The sequence below is a fragment of the Pantoea sp. PA1 genome (assembly GCF_056856975.1).
Window position 1 is genome coordinate 167,687 of record NZ_JBXGEE010000003.1, and the last position, 18,413, is coordinate 186,099.

22 protein-coding genes are annotated in these 18,413 nt (G+C 55.5%); 15 read left to right on the forward strand and 7 right to left on the reverse strand.

Features of this window, described 5'->3' with window-relative positions; all coding sequences use genetic code 11:
* Positions 1-87 precede the first annotated feature (87 nt).
* The 7 genes from AC1V0D_RS14280 to AC1V0D_RS14310 all read left to right on the forward strand — a co-directional run bounded on the left by AC1V0D_RS14280 (position 88) and on the right by AC1V0D_RS14310 (position 4,951).
* A complete protein-coding gene (locus tag AC1V0D_RS14280; RefSeq protein WP_072215481.1) occupies positions 88-273 on the forward strand; it encodes a con-10 family general stress protein in 186 nt (61 codons plus the stop codon).
* Between the two features lie 93 nt (positions 274-366).
* Positions 367-936, forward strand: a complete 570-nt coding sequence (locus tag AC1V0D_RS14285) for a DUF4142 domain-containing protein (RefSeq protein WP_150029105.1) — start codon at positions 367-369, stop codon at positions 934-936.
* Positions 937-1,251: 315 nt separating this feature from the next.
* Entirely contained in the window at positions 1,252-2,295 is a 1,044-nt protein-coding gene (locus AC1V0D_RS14290) for a catalase family peroxidase (protein WP_482907635.1), read from the forward strand.
* Complete coding sequence (locus AC1V0D_RS14295) at positions 2,295-2,876, forward strand: cytochrome b (protein ID WP_337025667.1); 582 nt, start codon at positions 2,295-2,297, stop codon at positions 2,874-2,876. Before AC1V0D_RS14290 ends, AC1V0D_RS14295 begins: the two co-directional genes overlap by 1 nt.
* 54 nt (positions 2,877-2,930) lie before the next feature.
* A complete protein-coding gene (locus tag AC1V0D_RS14300) occupies positions 2,931-3,521 on the forward strand; it encodes a TetR/AcrR family transcriptional regulator (RefSeq protein ID WP_150029102.1) in 591 nt (196 codons plus the stop codon).
* A 207-nt stretch (positions 3,522-3,728) separates the two neighbouring features.
* Positions 3,729-4,304: a hypothetical protein gene (locus tag AC1V0D_RS14305; protein ID WP_267370837.1), complete on the forward strand. Its 576-nt coding sequence runs from the start codon at positions 3,729-3,731 to the stop codon at positions 4,302-4,304.
* A 29-nt stretch (positions 4,305-4,333) separates the two neighbouring features.
* Positions 4,334-4,951 (forward strand): DUF308 domain-containing protein, encoded by a 618-nt coding sequence (locus tag AC1V0D_RS14310; RefSeq protein ID WP_267370839.1) that lies wholly within the window; start codon positions 4,334-4,336, stop codon positions 4,949-4,951.
* A 23-nt stretch (positions 4,952-4,974) separates the two neighbouring features.
* On the opposite strand, the gene AC1V0D_RS14315 is transcribed toward AC1V0D_RS14310, so the two are convergent.
* Positions 4,975-5,835 (reverse strand): LysR family transcriptional regulator, encoded by an 861-nt coding sequence (locus tag AC1V0D_RS14315; protein WP_337025669.1) that lies wholly within the window; start codon positions 5,833-5,835, stop codon positions 4,975-4,977.
* Positions 5,836-5,959: 124 nt separating this feature from the next.
* Here AC1V0D_RS14315 and AC1V0D_RS14320 point away from each other — a divergent pair, with 124 nt between their 5' ends.
* Together AC1V0D_RS14320 and AC1V0D_RS14325 are read left to right on the forward strand one after the other, a co-directional pair.
* The gene (locus AC1V0D_RS14320) at positions 5,960-6,706 is read left to right on the forward strand and encodes an SDR family NAD(P)-dependent oxidoreductase (RefSeq protein ID WP_482907636.1); all 747 of its coding nucleotides are present in this window, start codon (positions 5,960-5,962) and stop codon (positions 6,704-6,706) included.
* A 97-nt stretch (positions 6,707-6,803) separates the two neighbouring features.
* Entirely contained in the window at positions 6,804-8,282 is a 1,479-nt protein-coding gene (locus tag AC1V0D_RS14325; RefSeq protein WP_140029131.1) for an MFS transporter, read from the forward strand.
* Here the strand turns inward: AC1V0D_RS14325 and AC1V0D_RS14330 are convergent.
* On the reverse strand, positions 8,279-9,112 hold the full coding sequence (locus AC1V0D_RS14330) for an oxidoreductase (RefSeq protein WP_482907637.1): 834 nt from the start codon (positions 9,110-9,112) through the stop codon (positions 8,279-8,281). The genes AC1V0D_RS14325 and AC1V0D_RS14330 overlap by 4 nt on opposite strands.
* Positions 9,113-9,217: 105 nt before the next feature.
* Between AC1V0D_RS14330 and AC1V0D_RS14335 the strand changes: the two genes are divergently transcribed.
* Entirely contained in the window at positions 9,218-10,138 is a 921-nt protein-coding gene (locus AC1V0D_RS14335; RefSeq protein ID WP_325974276.1) for an AraC family transcriptional regulator, read from the forward strand.
* A gap of 13 nt (positions 10,139-10,151) precedes the next feature.
* Here the strand turns inward: AC1V0D_RS14335 and AC1V0D_RS14340 are convergent, their stop codons facing one another.
* Complete coding sequence (locus AC1V0D_RS14340) at positions 10,152-10,535, reverse strand: Rid family hydrolase (RefSeq protein ID WP_058957130.1); 384 nt, start codon at positions 10,533-10,535, stop codon at positions 10,152-10,154.
* Between the two features lie 175 nt (positions 10,536-10,710).
* Between AC1V0D_RS14340 and copM the strand changes: the two genes are divergently transcribed.
* The 4 genes from copM to AC1V0D_RS14360 all read left to right on the forward strand — a co-directional run bounded on the left by copM (position 10,711) and on the right by AC1V0D_RS14360 (position 12,948).
* Positions 10,711-11,046 carry a CopM family metallochaperone gene (copM, locus tag AC1V0D_RS14345; protein WP_476640354.1) on the forward strand — a complete coding sequence of 112 codons (336 nt, stop codon included), beginning with the start codon at positions 10,711-10,713 and terminating at the stop codon, positions 11,044-11,046.
* Between the two features lie 132 nt (positions 11,047-11,178).
* Positions 11,179-11,529, forward strand: a complete 351-nt coding sequence (locus tag AC1V0D_RS14350; RefSeq protein ID WP_009092904.1) for a DUF3147 family protein — start codon at positions 11,179-11,181, stop codon at positions 11,527-11,529.
* A gap of 288 nt (positions 11,530-11,817) precedes the next feature.
* Positions 11,818-12,330: an anti-virulence regulator CigR family protein gene (locus AC1V0D_RS14355; protein WP_046102707.1), complete on the forward strand. Its 513-nt coding sequence runs from the start codon at positions 11,818-11,820 to the stop codon at positions 12,328-12,330.
* Between the two features lie 129 nt (positions 12,331-12,459).
* Positions 12,460-12,948, forward strand: a complete 489-nt coding sequence (locus tag AC1V0D_RS14360; RefSeq protein ID WP_140029137.1) for a DinB family protein — start codon at positions 12,460-12,462, stop codon at positions 12,946-12,948.
* Positions 12,949-13,002: 54 nt separating this feature from the next.
* Here AC1V0D_RS14360 and AC1V0D_RS14365 read toward each other — a convergent pair whose 3' ends face one another.
* Both AC1V0D_RS14365 and AC1V0D_RS14370 read right to left on the reverse strand, forming a co-directional pair.
* Entirely contained in the window at positions 13,003-13,623 is a 621-nt protein-coding gene (locus tag AC1V0D_RS14365) for a protein phosphatase CheZ (RefSeq protein WP_009092907.1), read from the reverse strand.
* 439 nt (positions 13,624-14,062) lie between these two features.
* Positions 14,063-14,983 (reverse strand): LysR family transcriptional regulator, encoded by a 921-nt coding sequence (locus AC1V0D_RS14370; protein ID WP_482907638.1) that lies wholly within the window; start codon positions 14,981-14,983, stop codon positions 14,063-14,065.
* Positions 14,984-15,088: 105 nt separating this feature from the next.
* Between AC1V0D_RS14370 and AC1V0D_RS14375 the strand changes: the two genes are divergently transcribed.
* On the forward strand, positions 15,089-16,114 hold the full coding sequence (locus tag AC1V0D_RS14375) for a zinc-dependent alcohol dehydrogenase family protein (RefSeq protein ID WP_482907639.1): 1,026 nt from the start codon (positions 15,089-15,091) through the stop codon (positions 16,112-16,114).
* On the opposite strand, the gene AC1V0D_RS14380 is transcribed toward AC1V0D_RS14375, so the two are convergent.
* Positions 16,101-16,802 carry an O-methyltransferase gene (locus AC1V0D_RS14380; RefSeq protein ID WP_046102701.1) on the reverse strand — a complete coding sequence of 234 codons (702 nt, stop codon included), beginning with the start codon at positions 16,800-16,802 and terminating at the stop codon, positions 16,101-16,103. The genes AC1V0D_RS14375 and AC1V0D_RS14380 overlap by 14 nt on opposite strands.
* Before the next feature lie 3 nt (positions 16,803-16,805).
* Positions 16,806-18,338, reverse strand: a complete 1,533-nt coding sequence (locus AC1V0D_RS14385) for an MFS transporter (RefSeq protein ID WP_482907640.1) — start codon at positions 18,336-18,338, stop codon at positions 16,806-16,808.
* Between the last annotated feature and the right edge of the window lie 75 nt (positions 18,339-18,413).

An 18,413-nucleotide genomic window follows, 5' to 3' on the forward strand; every position in this document is an offset into this window, starting at 1 on the left:
TCCTGAAGAAATTAATAATAAAAAGTTGTGTTTAAACACCATTCAAACCACGCTTGTTAAGTCATTAACATTAAAAGTGAGATGAATATGAACAAGCACAGAGGCGGATCGGGTAATTTCGCAGAAAATCCCCAGCGGGCTTCAGAAGCGGGACGGATTGGCGGAAAAGCCAGTAGTGGGAATTTTAAAAATAACCCTGAACGGGCCGTTGAAGCGGGACGTAAAGGGGGTTCAGTGAGCCGTCGCGGTAAAACGCAGGAAACCCGTGCCTGACTCCGCTATTTCTGCACGGTATTCAGATCTATTTTGTCCGGAACTTTGTGCCGTGCAGAGTTCATTTTCTCCCGCCTTGTTCAGGAGCACATAATGCAATACACAAAAACGGTGAAGGGGCTGCTGGCTGTCTCAGCAGTGGTGACCCTGTTCTCTACTGCCAGCGTGCAGGCTCAGACGCAGACGAACACACCGCAAAGCGGTAATCCCGCCTCCTCCGCATCGAACGGAAAACTCAGCGCCGGCGACCAGAAAGCGGTTAAAGAGATGGCGCAGGCCAATATCAATGAAATTGCCGCCGCAAAAATCGCGCTCAGTAAGTCGCAAAGCGCTGACGTTAAGGCCTTCGCTCAGAAGATGGTTGCCGATCACGGCGCTGCCCTGACCAAAGTGCAGACGGTCGCTCAGCAAAAAGGGGTCGCGTTACCCACTGAGCCGGATGCCACGCATAAGGCAATGGCCCTGGAACTGGAAAAGCAGAGCGGCGGGGCATTTGACAAAATGTATATGGAAAATGCCGGCCTGAAAGACCATAAAATGGTGCTGTCAACGCTGGAAAGTGATGCTAAGACGATAAAAGATCCGGATGTAAAAGCGCTGGCCGACGCGCATACCCCGGTTGTCGAGCAGCATCTGAAATCTGCCCAACAGATGTCGCAGTAACCGGCTCAGGGTTTACTGAGTAAACAGCGTGCCGGGTGGGCAGGGCGTCCGGAAGAGTGGACGCCATTTGTCACGATGTACCGGCCGGAAAAGACGCTGTCTGTAACTCCTGATACGCCCCTCATCCAGCTTCCTCTCTGAAGCACAGATGATTAAAAGAAAGACGCAAAGTCGTTTGACACCTTAGCCTACCTACTAGTAGATTCATTGCAGGCCCGGCGCGATTTACGGGTTCATCGTTCTGTCAGAGGCAAAACGTGAAGGATGACGCGCGAATGAGCGTTGACGTTAATTTCTGCAATGTTGAGTGTGTTAATGAATAAATCTTCTCTTTCTGATCGTCAGAAATTAGCGCGTCTGGCGATAATCGCTGTCATACCGTTACTGCTGATCGCGCTCTTACTGTGGGCGGGTGGCTGGCTGGACAGGTCGCGGCTGTCTTCGGATAAGCTGGTCACGGCTTTAGAAAAGTCGGGCGGCAGGCATCCAGGCTTTCGTCGCAATCATGCTAAAGGCGTCTGTATTCTGGGCGACTTTTCGGCAAACGGTAACGCCAGTGCCCTGTCGCGCGCCGCGCTGTTCGCGCCAGGGGTGACGCCTGTGGTGGGTCGTCTGGCGATTGCAGGCGGCAATCCCCATGCGCCTGACTATACGGTGCCGGTGCGCAGCATGGCGCTGGCCTTTTATCAGAAAAATGGTGAACAGTGGCGAACCGGCATGAATGCGATGCCGTTCTTTCCGGTCCAGAGCGTGGAGGGTTTTTACGATCTGCAGGCCGCGACGCTGCCGGATGCCAGAACGGGTAAACCCGATCCCGCTAAAGTTCAGGCTTTTGTGCAGCAGCACCCGGAGATCAAACGCTTTTTTGGCTGGGCAAAGCAGGCAGTGCCTTCTTCCAGCTGGATAAGCGATCGCTTTAACAGCCTGAACGCCTTTAATTTTATCGATGCCGCGGGCCATTCCCATCTGGTGCGCTGGAGTATGGTGCCGCACGCTGACTATCAGCCGATAGCGGTAAAAGAGAAGGGGGACGCTGACTTCTTACGGAACGATTTGCAGCAGCGACTGGCACAGGGGCCGCAGCAGTGGGACCTGATCATCACCGAGGCGGATGCAGGGGATAAAGGCAATGATGCGTCGGTGGCGTGGCCAGACGACCGCAGGAAGATCACTGCCGGAACCCTCACCATCCATACGATGACGGCTCAGCAGGATGGCGCGTGTAACGACATCAATTACGATCCGCTGATTTTACCGGATGGCATTGCAGCTTCGGATGACCCGCTTCTGAATGCGCGTTCATCTGCGTATGCCAAATCTTATAATGCTCGCACCCACGAACAGGCCGGGGCTCACTGATGAAACAGAAAAACACTTTTCACCCGGCACTGCGCATCATCCACTGGCTGATGGCCGCGGCCATCATGGCAATGCTGTTTATGGGTGTCGCCATGGTCTCCACGGTGTCGTCATGGCACAGCCTGCTGGTGGCCATACATAAACCGCTGGGCCTGATGATTCTGTTGCTGGTGATTGTGCGGCTCTGGCTGCGCTTCACTACCGCTAAACCTGCGCTGCCGGCCACGCTACCGGGCTGGCAGAAGGGGTTAGCGCATCTGTCCCACTGGGCGCTGTATGCCATGATGCTGGCTCAGCCACTCATCGGCTGGGCGATGCAGTCGGCCGCTGGTTATCCCATTACCCTGGGTGACCGGGTGCTGCCGGCCATTTTTCCTGTCAGCAACGACGCCTATGCTGTGCTGCGGCCGCTTCACAGCTGGGTTGCTTTGGCCTTTTTCATGACGGTGATGTTGCATCTTGCCGCTGCCCTGTTCCATGGATTGATACTCCGCGATGGGGTGTTCAGCAGTATGGCTGGCCTGAGTAAGCGTAAAGGAGGCGCGCCAGGCTCGCTTGACAACCCGCATGGCGGTCAGTAGGTTCAGGGCCGTTTACCGATTTGCCGTTAATTGATCTCAACTGCCGGAGCATGCATGAGTACCGAACGTTCACAGAAAGCCGAAGAAATAATGCACCATACCCGAATGCTGCTCACCTCCGGCGGATATAACAGCTTCAGCTATGCTGATTTGGCTGAGCGGGTAAAAATCCGCAAATCCAGTATTCATCACCATTTCCCCGCCAAAGCGGATCTGGTGCAGGCGGTGGTGAGTGATTATCGTCAGCAGGCACAGACAGGCATGGCGGCAATCAGTCAGCACTTCGCCGGAGATGCCCTGGGGGAGATTAACAGCTATGTGAACTTCTGGGCCACCTGCATAAAAGAGAACAACTCGCCTTTCTGTATCTGTGTGATGCTGGCTGTGGAGTTACCGGTTTTACCTGAAGAGGTCGCTCAGGAAGTGACCGGACATTTTAGCGATCTCACGGAATGGCTGACCGCCGTGCTCGACAGGGGAAATAAGAGCCACGTTTTTAACCTGCAGGAAAGTGCAGCAGCAGAAGCGAAATCGGTTATGGCGACGGTACATGGTGCGATTATTGCTGCACGCGCTTTTAATAATCCCGACATATTTTTGCAAATTGTCGAACCGGTAATAAAACGATTACTGAAAAGTCACTAATCGCGTCCGGGTAAATAGCCGCTTTTGCGGCACCTGTTACTATTTTCCAGCTTTCATTTAAATTCAGCGCGCTGCTGCTGAATTTTATTGCGGGCTATCCAGAAGAACGGTTAATTATCCCCGGTAATTACATTATCCGGAATCTCTGCCATTCATCCGCTGGCGGACCAGATCGCTTTTGTCTCAGCAAACACGAGGAAGTTATTTATGACGACAGTTCGTGCTCTGCCATCATTACCTGTTCTCTCTTCATTCTGTTTTAGAATGAGTAACCAGCCTGACGCCATTGCAGCCGGTTTTCAGACGCAGTTGCAGAATCAGGTCCGGCTTTCACTGGCTCAAAAGGTCCCACTGCCCGCCGGGCAAAAAATAGCAATCGCTGCCACTCCCCAGCGTACGCACATTGATGCCCTTCTTGCGCAACTGCTGGCGGACAGAAAGCGAGTCACAGAGGCCGTCTGCCATGCGAATGAGCATCGTGAATCTGCTTCATTGCCGTGCCAGCTGATGAATAAAAATGAACTCGCGTTGAGATGTGACGCTGACGTTTATTCACTGATCCCGGACGAGCCGTTTGTCTGCCCGCCACCTTACCCGCCAGGGAGTGTGAGCCCGTTAACGCCGATTGTTATCTGGACTGCGCCTGAGATCGTCCGGTTCCCTGCTTTGAGCCCCAGAGGAGGGCCATTGCGAATACGCAGTGTTCGTCTGATAAACAAAGCCGGTTATCGCCGGAGAGAAATTAGCGAAAACGACCTGAATGATATTGCCCCGTCTCACTGAAACGCCTGGCTCTGAGTCAGTCAGCGCCTGTGAAAGTATTTACCTTCATATCAAACCGGAGAGTTATTATGCAGACCCCTCAACCATCTATTACGCACGCCCAGAACCAATGGCTTCAGTCTTATTACTATATCCGTGCGACCGCATCTGTTATCTGGATTTTACTCGCGGTGTTGATTGGTAAAGATCATCCCGGCATCGGAGCCGTTCTCTTTATTCTCTATCCGGCCTGGGATGCCCTGGCAAATTATTTAGATGCCAGTAAGTCAGGCGGATTAGCGGTAAATCCACCGCAGAAATTTAACCTGATTGTGAGCCTGATTGTCGCGGCGGCCATTATCTGGTCACTCTCCGTCAGCATAAATGCGACCATCAAAGTCTTTGGTATCTGGGCAATATTTTCGGGCCTGCTTCAGCTTTCGGCGTCCCTCCGCCGCTGGAACTCTTCCAATGGGCAGTGGGCGATGATTTTAAGTGGTGCGCAATCTGCGCTGGCGGGCATTTTTATGTTCAGGCAGGCGAGCAGTGATATGCATCTGGATGTCACCACGGTTGCCCCCTACGCGGCGTTTGGCGTCTTCTATTTCCTGATTTCCGCCATCACGCTGACTCTTAAAAATGGTCGCAGGCGTAAAGTGACGGTGTAGCTACCTGACGCCGTCATGCACTGTCAGTCGGGTTCCGGGGCCAGCATCGTTTCTGCAAGATCAAGCAGGGCACGCAGCCGGTCCATATGACGGAGGTCCTGATGATAGCCTGCCCAGATATCCCTTGAAGGCGGCATATCTGGCGTGGCAATGCGCTGCAGGCCTGGCGTGGCGTCCCCCAGTGGCTGAGGCAGCACGGCGACGCCCATCCCGCGCAGGCACATCTGCGCCTGAACAGCCCGGCTGGTGCTTTTGAATGCCGGGGCCGACTGCGGAAACCGTTCCAGAAGCCAGGAAACGTCAGGAAAGTATGACTGTGCGCTGTTCATCAGGATCAGCCCCACCGAAGAGGGGGCGCTTAACAGCGCCTCCGCCTTCTCTGGCGTCCCGTAAAGGGCATAAGGCACGCTCATCAGACGTCGCTGAACGATGTCGGGATCGGTAAAAGGCACAATTCGAAATGCGACGTCGGCATCGCGGCGCGACAGATCGAGCAGGCGAAAGCTGGCGATCACCTCCGGCACGATCGCCGGATGACGGCGCGTCAGTTCGCTCAGAACCGGTGCCAGCACGTAGTTAGTAAACCACTCTGCCGCTGAGATACGTAAAATCCCTTCAAGGCGTTCATGATTTCCGGCCAGGCGTCGCTCCATCGCCAGCGCCGAATTTTCCATCGCTTCGGCCAGTTTCATCACGCCGTCACCGGCATCGGTCAGCACCAGGCCATCCTGTGTCCGGCGAAACAGTGCCTGCTGCGCCTCATCCTCCAGGGCCTTTATGCGGCGTCCTACCGTCGGATGACTCACGCCCAGACTCAGGGCCGCTTTCCCGTAAGAGCCGTTACGCATGACGGCCAGAAATACCTGAACATCACTCCACTCCACAGCCGCGCCCCTCCGTACAAAAATGAACATCGAATATACAAAAGTGTCAGTTCTCAAACAACTTTGAAGGTATCAACATAGCTTTTATCGGGTCGCCGCAGGCGTCTTTATCAGGAAGCTAACTATGAAGAGATTAAAAGACAAAGTCGCTCTTGTTACCGGTGGTTCAAAAGGTATCGGAGCCGCAATAGCCCGTCAGCTGGCCGCCGAGGGGGCGAAAGTGGTTGTCAGTTACCTCTCAGACAGAGAGGGGGCTGAGCAGGTGGTCGCCGCTATCGACGCGGCCGCGGGTGAGGCGCTGGCTGTGGCGGCCGATGTCACCAGCCAGGCCGGCGTTGAAGCTCTGGTCAGCACCACGCTCGCGCATTACGGACAGCTGGATATTGTGGTGAACAACGCCGGTGTTTATCAGTTCGCTGCCATTGAGGAGAGCACCGAAGCGCTCTATCGCCGCCAGTTCGACATCAATGTTCTGGGGCCGTTGTTAGTCACCGCGGCGGCCGTCCCTTACATGGGCAGGGGAGGCAGCATCATCAACATCAGTTCGTTTGTCACCCGCGTCTTCATCGCCGAAAGCGCCATCTACAGCGGGGCTAAAGGCGCGATAGATGCCATCACAGGGGTTCTTTCAAAAGAGCTCGGCCCGCGCGGCATCCGGGTAAATGCGGTCAATCCCGGTCTGATCGAAACAGAAGGAAGTCACAGCGCTGGCGCAATGAATTCAGTGTTTCAGACGTGGAATGAAGCGCAGACGCCGCTCGGCCGTATCGGTCAGGTGGACGATGTTGCACCGATCGTCTCTTTTCTCGCTCCAGAGGAAGCGGGCTGGATAAACGGTGAAGTGATACTGGCCTCCGGCGGTATGCGCTGATTGTCGCGCCGCTGGGCTGACAGAGGCGACACGCCCCTTCCGATCCCTTGCTTCATGTCCCTGACGGGGGACGTTTCCATTTTCTAAGGAGTGATTAATGTCCATACATCACATCCCGCAGGCCGAGCCACGTCGCTGGGCCATGTTTATCATTTTACTTGTCGGCGCTTTCCTGCCGCCGCTCGATTTCTTTATCGTCAACGTGGCACTGCCCGCGATTCAGCATGAACTGGGTACGTCATCCTCGGCGGAGCAGCTGGTGATCTCCTCCTATGCCGCGGTGTATGCGGTGACGCTGATTACCGGAGGACGTCTGGGTGATATTTATGGTCGTGGAAAGATGTTCTTTCTGGGGCTGATCGGTTTTGCCGCTGCCTCTGTGCTGTGTGGTTTTGCCTGGTCACCCTGGGTTCTGATTGCCGGACGCCTACTGCAGGGGGTGACAGCCGCCATTATGGCCCCGCAGGCGCTGGCTTCCGTTCAGGCTATTTTTCCTGAAGCGGAGAGACCGCTGGCGCTGAGTATCTATGGTGCCGTGTTTGGGCTGGCTTCTGTTATCGGACAGGTGCTGGGGGGCATTCTGATTCAGGCCGATCTGTTTCATCTCGGATGGCGGGCAATTTTTCTGGTTAACCTGCCGGTAGCGCTGCTGGTTGTTCTTTTTGGCCTGCCGCTACTGAAGGAAACGCGTGCATCCTCCGCTCAGCGACTCGATCCTGTTGGCACACTGCTGGCAACGCTGACGCTGAGCGCGCTGATTGTTCCGCTGATTGAAGGCCGGGAGGCAGGGTGGCCCTGGTGGACGTGGCTGCTCTTTGTGACGGTCCCGCTGCTGGCCTCGGCATTATGGCGTTATGAGCATCGCCTCAGCCTGAAGGGCGGAACGCCACTGCTGAATCCGACTGTGTTGCGCGCGCCGGGCCTGGGGCAGGGACTGGTCATCGTTCTGCTGTTCTATTCGATTGGGACCTTCTTTCTGTTGTTTTCAGTTTATCTGCAGGGCGCGCTGCATCTGAACGCGCTGACAGCAGGCACGCTTTTTCTGCCCTTTGGTCTGGGATTTCTGATCGGGCCATTGCTCACCCCTTACCTGAGACGCTTTGTCGGCAATCTGCTCAGCGCCATCGGGATGGGATGCGAGACCGCGGGACTGGCGGGGCTGGCCTGGCTGATCGCCACGACGCAGACAGGCCACTCTCCCGCCATGCTGCCGCTCGCGGCGCTCCTTTTCCTGACGGGGCTGGGTCAGGGGCTGGCCATGCCAACGCTGGTGCGGATGGTGACAGGCCAGGTTGCGGCGCCGTTTTCAGGGATGATTGCTGGCGTCACCAGCGCCGCGTTGCAAATCAGCACGGCGCTCAGCGTGGCAGTCATCGGCGGACTTTTCTACAGCCTGCTCGGCAGTGATAAAAGTGCAGCCGGGATTTCTCAGGCGTTTATCGTTGCGCTTTTGACGATGGCCAGCTGCCTGGCAGTGGGGGCAGGGCTGAGTATCCGCTTAATCCGCCGCACCTCCGGGCGCACGAACGTCTCAGCCAGCGTTTCCCTTCCATCCCGCCGTCGCGGAACCGGTTAGTCATCCGTCGAGCGCGTAACCGTTTCCCAGCGATCGATCTCCTCACTGAGTGCCGTCAGCTTCTGGCGCACTAAGTCCAGGGCATCACTGCCCAGCAACAGATGAGCGGGGGGATTGTGGCTTTCAATCAGCGCCAGTATGGCCCGGGCAGCCTTTGCGGGGTTGCCGCGTTGCTTTCCGCTCTTTTCTTCACGGGCCTGACGGATGGGGTCGAATAATGCGTCATAGTCCGGGATCGTGCGCGCGCTTCTTACCATCGAACGCCCCGCCCAGTCTGTGCGGAATGAGCCGGGGGCCACAGCGGTAACCGCGATATTAAAGGGTGCCAGCTCTTTGCCTAAGGTTTCTGAAATGCCCTCTAATGCAAACTTGCTGCCGCAGTAGTAGCTGATGCCGGGCAGGGTGATAAAACCGCCCATCGAGGTGATGTTAATGATATGGCCGCGACGGCGCTGACGCATGCCCGGCAGCAGAGCCTTGATCATCGCGACCGCGCCAAAGACATTAACGTCAAACTGGTGGCGCATCTCTTCCAGAGAAGACTCCTCCATGATGCCTTCGTGGCCGTAACCGGCGTTGTTTACCAGCACATCAACTTCACCGAAGGTAGACTCAATCTCCCTGACCACCTCATCAATACGCTTAGCCTCTGTCACATCCAGCAGACGGCCTGCCGCACGCGCAGGATCCAGCGCCTCAAATGCCTCCAGCGCGGCACGGTTACGCACCGTGCCGATGACCCGATGCCCGGCCCTGAGTGCCTCCTGTGCCAGAGCAAGACCAAACCCGCTGCTGACGCCTGTGATCAGGATTGTTTTTGCCGTTGTCATAACCAGAACCTCCATGAATTGTCGGAATTGCATGGTATTCTCTGTGGAGCCGGATTTTCAGGCCCTTTCTTCTCGTTTTCTTGCCTGATCTTATGAGGTGCAGCGATGTCCGACATGATCACCCTGATAAAAGCCCTTGCCCCGCAGGAGGGCTACAACCTGACCGCGTTATCGGGTGTGCGCATTTTGCGGTCCAATCGCCCGCTGGCCAGAACGCCGGTGCTGTATGACCCCGGGATCGTGATTGTCTGTCAGGGCAGCAAACGCGGTTATTTTGGCCAGCAGACCTACATCTATGATGAACAGCACTATCTGGCGGTGTCCGTGCCGGTTCCGTTTACGATGGAAACCGATGCTTCAGCAGCGCATCCCCTGCTGGCCATTTATCTGCATCTGGATTTTCAGCTGGCCGCTGAGCTTATGTTGCAGATCGATCAGCATGAGGCGCTGCACCCTGCAACCGCGCCACAGAGCATGATCTCCAGCCCGATGGATGAGCCGGTGAGGTCAGCTGTAGAGGGGTTGCTTAAGGTCCTGAACAATCCGCTTGAAGCTGAGATTCTTGGCCAGGCGCGGTTGCGGGAGCTCTATTTTCGCGTACTGACCGGTGCGCAGGGTAACGCCATGCGAGCCGCGCTGGCGTTACAGGGGCAGTTCAGCAGAATAGGAAAAGTATTGCAGCGTATTCATGCCACCTATGCAGAATCCGTGACGCTGAGTGAGCTGGCTCATGAAGCGGGCATGAGCGTGCCGACCTTTCATCTTCATTTTAAAGCGATCACCCGCTTGCCACCGATGCAGTATGTGAAATCGGTGCGCCTTCACCAGGCGCGAATGCTGATGGTTCGTCAGCAGATGACCGCGGCCTCGGCCAGTTTCGCCGTGGGCTATGAGAGCCCTTCGCAGTTCAATCGTGAATTTAAACGCTTGTTTGGTCTGCCTCCGGCAGAGGAGATCAAACGCATGCAGAAACACTTCGCTGTTCCGCCTGCGCAGGACGCCTCAGTTTTCGTTTCTTCACACTGACGCCGGGCTGGCACTATTTTCTGGCCACAATCCGCATTTCCACCAGCGCATTCTCCGGAATGAATTCCGACACGCCGATCGCGGACCATGCCGGATAGGGGGCCTTGATATAGGCATCTTTCACGCTGGAAAACACGGCGATATGTTTTTTCAGGTCGATATGAAAAGTGGTCATCTCCACAATGTTGTCATAGGTTAGACCGGCAGCGTTCAGGTAGACGCCCAGCTTATAAAACGCATCATGAAATTGCTCGCCAGGATCTGTGCTTATCGGTTTGTCCTTACGCGCAGCGGTAACCCCTGAGAGATAGAATGTGCCATCGGATTCGATAACCGGAGAGAAGTGCCAGTCATGGTAATAGTGTTTAAAGTCTTCAGGGACGATGGGTTTTTTCATGATCTCTCACGCTGATGAGCTTAATGGTTCAGGTCTGTTCTGCATCCCGATCTCTGCTCAGAGGTCAAATCCGCTCAGACCGGCTTAATCACCAGGTTAGCGCAAATGAAGGTTGCCGTCAGCTACACTCAGAATTCTTAACCCGCAAAAGGAAAAGAACATGAAAAAGTCACAGATGGCCCTGCTATCACTGCTGGTGGTTCTGCCGGTGACGGCCATGGCGCAGAAAGCAGAGATGAAAATGACGCACGATATGCCGGATTCTCCCGCATCAAAAGAGTACATGGCGGGCATGCAGAAGATGCATCACAACATGATGGCGGCAATGAAGGAGCAGGATCCTGACAGGGCCTTTGCCAGCGGCATGGCCGAGCATCACAGAGGAGCGATTGCCATGGCTGAAACGGAGCTGAAATATGGTAAAGATCCTGAAATGAGAAAGATGGCGCAGGAGATCATCAAAGCGCAGAAGGGTGAAATCGAACAGCTGGAAAAATGGCTGCAGAAATAATGGCTGCGATGGCGTGAAGCGCATTCACGTGATGATCTTCACAACGTTACCGCCAGGGAATATTGCTGCCGTTGCTGGTGCTTTATTAAACCCGCAGGGCTGACTTGTGGGTTTAAGATTCAGGAGAGTGTGATGATCTGGCTCGTGACAAAATATGCGATAACGGCCTTTATGGTTGTACTGATCTCAGAAGTGGCAAAGCGCAGCGACCGGCTCGGCGGCCTGCTCGCGGCCCTGCCGCTGGTGACCCTGCTGGTGCTTATCTGGATGAAGCTGGAAGGGCAGGCACAGGAAAAAATTGCCGCTCACGCCTGGTATACCTTCTGGTACGTGGTGCCGACACTGCCGATGTTTATCCTGTTCCCCTTTATTTACCCGCGTGCTGGCTTCTGGCTGACACTGCTCATCGCCTGCGCGATAACCGTCGTGCTCTTTGCCCTCTGGGCAATATTACTGAAGCGATTTGGAATCATTCTTCTCTGAATAAGTCTGCATGCGTTAATAAGCGCTGAAAAAGGCGATTCGACTTGCTGCCTTAATACCGGCATCTGTCACCATGAAGTGGCGGTGAATTAAATCCTCAGACAGAATCAGAATGACTATTTTATGCGGCCAGTTTGCGTTAAAACACCATTTCTTCAATGTCTGTCCGATCATTAAAATAATCTTTTTCTTAAAGCAGGAAACGCGGCTTTGAGAGATCGTGAGATTGTTAACTTTGCCGCGTTAGCTAATATTTCAGAGACGCAATCGAAATTAAGGAATTCCATCATGCTTAAGCAACGTACTCTTAAAGCAGCCGTTGCGCTGGTTATAGGTTTTGCCGTCTGTGCTGCACCGGTTTATGCAAATCCTGGCAATGGCAATGGCAATGGCAATGGCAACGGTCACGGCGGTGGTCAGGGTAACGGGAATCACGGGAACAATGGCGCGCACGGCAATAAAGGGCCGGGTAACGCAAAATCAAAAAACGAACATGGACATCGTAAAAATGCCGGGAAACCCGATCGCGTAGACGCCGACATCAACTTCTCTCGTGCACGGAGCCTTGCCGTCAACTATGGCCTGGTCGGCTATCAGTCCCTGCCACCGGGCATCGCGAAGAAAGTGGCACGCGGTAAACCGTTGCCGCCCGGCATTGCGAAAAAAGCGTTGCCCGCTTCCATGCTAAACGATCTGCCTTACTATCCGGGCTACGAGTGGCGAGCCGTGGGCGACGATTTAGTGCTGATTGCCCTGAGTACGGCAATCGTGACCGCCGTCATCAACGGTGTGTTTGATTAACCCCGTAACAGAGACTCCGCTCAATGCTGGCGGAGTCTTATCAGGGGCAGGTAATACCTGAGAGATTAAACGCTGCGATAAGTTGTGTATTATTGTCAGGCTATCAGAACAGGCTAATCAGGAAAAAGCATGGACAGGGACACACTGGTTACACTTTTGAAATTCAAACGCTGGATTGATGCCGAAACCCTCAAAACGATTAAAGGCCTCAGCGACAATGCTGATGCACATAAACGTCATCTGATGTTAAGGCTGATGAACCACATCTATGTGACAGACATGATTTTCAGCGCCAATATTTCGGGCAAGCCGCACGGCTATACGGCCCTGAACACGCCTGAAACACCCACAGCAGAAGAGCTTGAAGTTAAAATGGCCGCCTGTACCAACGGCTATATTGAATATGTCAGCGCACTCTCTCCCGCCGATTTAGACGAAACAATTACATTCCGTTTTGTCGATGGAGGCGAGGGCAGAATGAGGGCCGTTGATATGCTGAATCACATGCTTTTGCATGGAAGCTACCACCGCGGCGCAACAGGCTGGTTAATCTCGGAGTGCGGCGGTGTTCCGCCCAAAGATGTGCTGACCGTTTTTCTGCGGGATCACAATCACTGACAGGAAGGACCTTTGGCGGCGTTGATGGCCGCCATACGTCTTCATGCAGCCGGTCTAAATCCCCAGACTGGCCAGCAGATCATCGACATCATCCTGACTGGCGGCTGGTTCAGCTGAGAACGCAGGTGCCGGCGGCGTAGCGCGCGCGGCGCTGGCTGGCGAAGCTGATTTATCGCGGATCACCTGGATTAACTGCTGCTCTGCCTGATTCAGCACCGCCATCATCGCCTGCACGATCTGTCCGGTAATATCCTGGAATCCCTGCGCCATCATAATGGCGTGCAGATGCTGACGTGTCAGATTCGTGGCATGAGGGACATCGTCCAGCAGGGCTACGGTATCTGCCGCTAGCAGATGTGTTTGCTCTTTCGTCAGGGGCTCTGCTGACGTGGCATTCCAGCGCTGCAGTAATCGATCCGCCTTTTCTGTCAGCTGAGTCTGCACCGGCTGAGTGATTTCAACGCTGTTAATAACCTCATCTGCGGCTTCACGGGTCAGGGTGACCACGTAGCCCAGCCTTTCACGCGCGTTGGGGATGCTTCCCGCAACCTCGGCAATGGTTTTATCCAGTCCCAGCTGTTGCAGACTGTCCCGAAGCGTCCGCAGGATAGCGCCCGCACGCGCCGTGATCTCGGTGATTTCCTGTTGCTCACTATGGGTATCGGGTAATGACATGGGTGCTTTCTCCTGCGTAGGCAATGTCGCTATCTGCTGTTATCGGCAGTTCCTGGCGGAATTTGATTTTTTCCTCCTGACGGCGGGGGAGGGGGGATGGTAAGGCGGCTGAAACAGCATGAAGAAACGTCAGCGTCGTGTCAGAGAAAAAGCGGTTATGCGGCTATGTGAATAGCAAGCTATAAATAAATCAGCGATTTTATCGCTTGCTATTTACTTTGGCATTTTTTGTGGTAGATTGGCTTTAACGATGGGTAGATGACCCTCGAGAGATTTTTTATTCAGCCCTGGCAATCCTGTCAGGGCTTTTTTTTGGCTGGATCTCTTCAGTCTGCTCAGCTCAATGACTCGCCAGGACATAAAGCCCCTAACCTACAGCACTACAGCCCCGGCGCTGTCATTACGCATCAGGTTTGTGTCTGATGTTTATGGCACGCCATCAGACCTGCGCTTCGGCGGCGTCCATCATCGCCGGCAGGGCGCTGAACAGCGCCTGAATAGCCAGCCTGACTTTCAGCGACTGATGCGGCGTGCGCAGCCAGACGACAGAAACCGGCCAGCTTTCGGAGGTATGTTCTTTCAGTATCTGTTTCAGGCTGCCGCTAATGAGGTCGTCCCGCACCAGCCAGTAAGGTAACCAGGCGATACCCGCCCCCGTCAGCGTCATATCTTTTACCGCCTGCATATCATCCAGGGTGAATCGGGCAGGCGGCGAAATCTCCACCGCGTCACCCCGTTCATTTTTGACCTGCCACTTCAGCACCTGTCCGCTACGGATGTAGGCCACTGCCGCATGGTGCCGGAGTTCATCCGGGGAAGCCGGTTCGCCAGCCTGGCTGAGATAGTCCGGTGACGCGCAGAAGACCATCCTGTGATAAGCCAGCCGCCGGGCTATCAGGCTGCTACTGTCAGCCAGCGCGCCAATCCTGACTGCCAGATCGAACCCCTCCCCGGACAAATCGACCTGACGATCGCTGAAAGATATCTCCAGTTCCAGCTTCGGGTGCGCTTTCGCCAGCGCGGAGAAGACAGGCGAGACACAGAGGTGCCCCAGCAGCACCGGCACCGATACGCGAAGTTTACCGCTTGCCTGCAGCTTGCCGCTCTCCAGCAGATCTTCGGCGGCCTTAAGTTCGTTCATCGCCCGGCGACAATATTCATAATAGAGCGCGCCTTCATCGGTAAGACTCTGTTTGCGGGTGGTGCGGTTAAACAGTGTGACGCCAAGTCTCTCTTCGAGACGGGCGATGGTTTTTGCGACGGCAGAGCGCGTAACGTGCAGCCGCTCAGCTGCCTGAGAGAAACTCATGGATTCAGCCACGGCCACAAATACCGGAATGGTGTTCATTTCGCTTTTCATATTGTCGCCTCAGCGGAATCAATGAAGAGAAATAGTATCGCCGTCGTATCTTAAAAGGCAATGCTACGATTCTGATCTCTGCTCTTAACCCCTACAGGAATCGCGATGAATCACACCATGAAACGCTGGACACTGAATGAGATTGGCCGTCAGCATCTGACACTCACCGAGACAGCCATCCCGCAGCCGGGTCCGGGCGAAGTGCTGGTCCGGGTGAGTGCCGTTGCCCTTAACTTCCGGGATAAGGTCATTATTGAAGGTGGGATGGGAAAAGGAATGCCGATGCCTTTTACGCCGGGTTCCGATATGGCCGGCGTGGTTGAGGCTGTCGGTCCGGGCACGTCTCGTTTTAAACAGGGTGACCGCGTTATCTCCTCGTTCAACGCAGAGTGGATCGAGGGAAAGGCGGTTAACAACGCCAGAAATCCGCACTACAACACCCTCGGCTACGCCTTGCAGGGCGTGCTGGCAGAATATGTGGTGATGAACGAAGCGTGGCTGGTCAACGCGCCGCAAACGCTGAACGATGCGGAAGCCAGCACCCTGGTCTGTGCGGGGCTGACCGCCTGGTTTGCACTGATTGAACGCGGCGGCCTTAAAGCGGGCGAAAGCGTTCTGGTGCAGGGAACCGGTGGGGTGGCTCTGTTTGCACTTCAGATCGCCCGTGCGATGGGTGCAGAGGTCTTTATCACCTCCTCCAGCGATGAGAAGCTGGCGGCAGCAACCGCGCTGGGGGCAACCCATGGCATTAACCGTCAAAAGGAAGAGTGGGTCGAAGCCGTTTACCGCCTGACTCACGATCGGGGTATTGACCATGTGATAGACACCGTCGGCGGGCGTAACTTCGCCGATTCTGTCCGCGCTGTCGCCTCTCATGGCCGCATCTCTCTGATCGGGATGATGGACACAAACGATACGTCAGCCTCTGGCGGACTGCTGCTGCTCAAGTCTCCGACGGTTCAGGGCATCGGCGTGGGGCACCGGCGGGCGCTGGAGGATCTGGTCCGGGCGGTGGATGTCATAAACCTGAAGCCGGTCATCGATAAAGCCTACCGGTTCGATGAACTGCCTGCGGCACTGGCGCATCTTGACCGGGGCGCATTCGGGAAGATTGTTATCAGCCTGGACTGACAGCGCGCCCGGCCTTAACCAGGGCCAGCACAAAACCATCCCATCCCTTCTCACCCACCGTCTGAATGGCGGTGGCGTCAAGCCGCTCATCCTCAGCAATCATCCGGACAAACTCCCGCAGGCCCCGGACATTAGGATCGTGACTCTCCGCATCAAGCACCTGTCCGCCACGCACCGTGTTATCACCGACGATAACCGTGCCCGGGCGAGAGAGTCTGATGGCCCATTCCAGATAACGTGGATTGTTCACCTTGTCGGCATCAATAAAAATCAGATCAAAGGGCGCCTCCAGGTCAGGCAGGATATCAAGCGCTGCGCCAGTGTGCAGCGTAACGCAGTGCGTCAGCCCGGCTTGATGGATATTCTGGCGGGCGACCTCTGCATGATGCGCACTGTATTCGATGGTGGTCACGCTTCCATGCTGAGGAAGCGCTCTGGCCATCCAGATCGTGCTGTATCCACCAAGCGTGCCGATTTCAAGAACCCGGACGGCCTGAGACATCCGGACGAACAGTGACAACATTTTTCCCTGCAAAGCAGACACATCATGAGCAGGTAAGCCCTGCTTTGCGTTGTTAGAGAGCGCGAAATTTAATTCAGTATCTTCGGGCGCAAGCTTTTCAGAAAACCAGGCATCCACCTGTGCCCACTTATCTGAATCTGTCGAGGGATAGTCAGGGATTCGCATAGGTTATTCACTCTCCTCAGAAAAGGTGTTTTCCCGGCGCGGCTGGCCCGACAGGGCCAGCACAGCCAGCGCGCAACACAGTGTGATGGCTGCCAGCACCCGGAAAAGGCACAGATAGGCGCTGTCATAACTATTCTGGACCACTGTGCGGGAAACGCCGGGTAAAAGTGTTATTGCCTGCTGAAGATTGCCGCCTCCCAGCCAGGCTGCCGCCTGGTGAATCTCCGCTGATGTCAGCCCCTGAACGGTTTTGCTGAGGTTCATAGCGTTCATTCTGGTAAGAAAGGCGGAAACCATCGCCAGCGCGATGCCTTCTCCTGCTACACGAACGGTGTTGAACAGGCCGGCCGCCATCCCGGCTTTTTCAACCGGAACCGCAGAAAGGGCAAGTCCATCCATCAGTCCCCACGGCAGCGCCGCGCCTGCCCCGGTTATCAGCAATGCGACGATAAGCAGCAGGGCGCTGTGACCCTGTAACGCCTGCCCGAGGAAAAGTAACCCGGCTGCCGCGATCATCAGCCCGGATGCTGACACCACGGACGGTGAAAACCAGCGCGTCAGCACGGCGGCGCAGGCGGGAAGAACCAGCATCGGTGCAGTCAGGGCCATAAGGAAAAGCGCACTTCGCGACTCACTGAATCCATTGCCCCCCATAAAGTGCAGCGGAACGATGATCAACAGCACTACGTAGCAGTAGCAGGTTGCCACCGGCAGCAGCAGAATCCCGGCGAAGCGCGGGCTGCGCAGCAGGGAAATATCGAGCACAGGATGGGCAATGCGCTGGCAACGCACAATAAATGCACCCAGAAACAGTATGGCGCAGAGGAACAGCACCAGCGGCAGAGGGGATAAAAACCCGAACGTGGGTAACAGCATCATCGCAGTGGTAAACAGAATCAGCGCCCCCGTAAACAGCGTCAGCCCGGCTTTATCTGCCGGATGAGAGGCGTTCAGCGCCGATAGCGGCAGGTATGCCCTGCCGGCGAGCAGCACGCCGCCTGAAAGCAGCGCAAACAGGATATAGACCCAGCGCCAGCCGAGGGTATCGGTAATAAAGCCCACCGCCAGCGGTCCAAACGCTAAGCCAGCGCCGAAGAGGGTGCCGAGCAGGCTGAACATCCGCGTCCGCTCTGTGCCCTCATAGATCCCGGCCAGCAGCGCGCTGCCGCTGGCTAAGAGCATGGCCGCGGCCATCCCCTGCAGGGACCTGAGCAGGCCCTGCATTATCAGGTTGTTCATCACGCCGATGATGAGACTGCTGAGACAGAACAGCGCTGCGCCAGCGATAAAAACAGGTTTTCTGCCGAGGGCGTCTGCAGCAATGCCTGCTGTCAGCAGAAAACTGCCAAACGTCAGCATGAATCCATTCGTCAGCCATGACAGCTCGGCAGGGGAACCGCCCAGCATGTGCTGGATGGCAGGCGTGGTAACCACACCGCCGGTGAAACTCAAGGGCAAAAGCAGCGCCGCCATAAAAACGGTAAGGGCGGCTGGGGTTCTGGTGTGGCGAAAAAGCGCGCGGGCTCTGTATGACATAACAAGACCTTTTATCCTGACAGCGAATGAGTGGAAACTGCTGCGATGTTATTGCGGACATCTGAGCGGATAAAT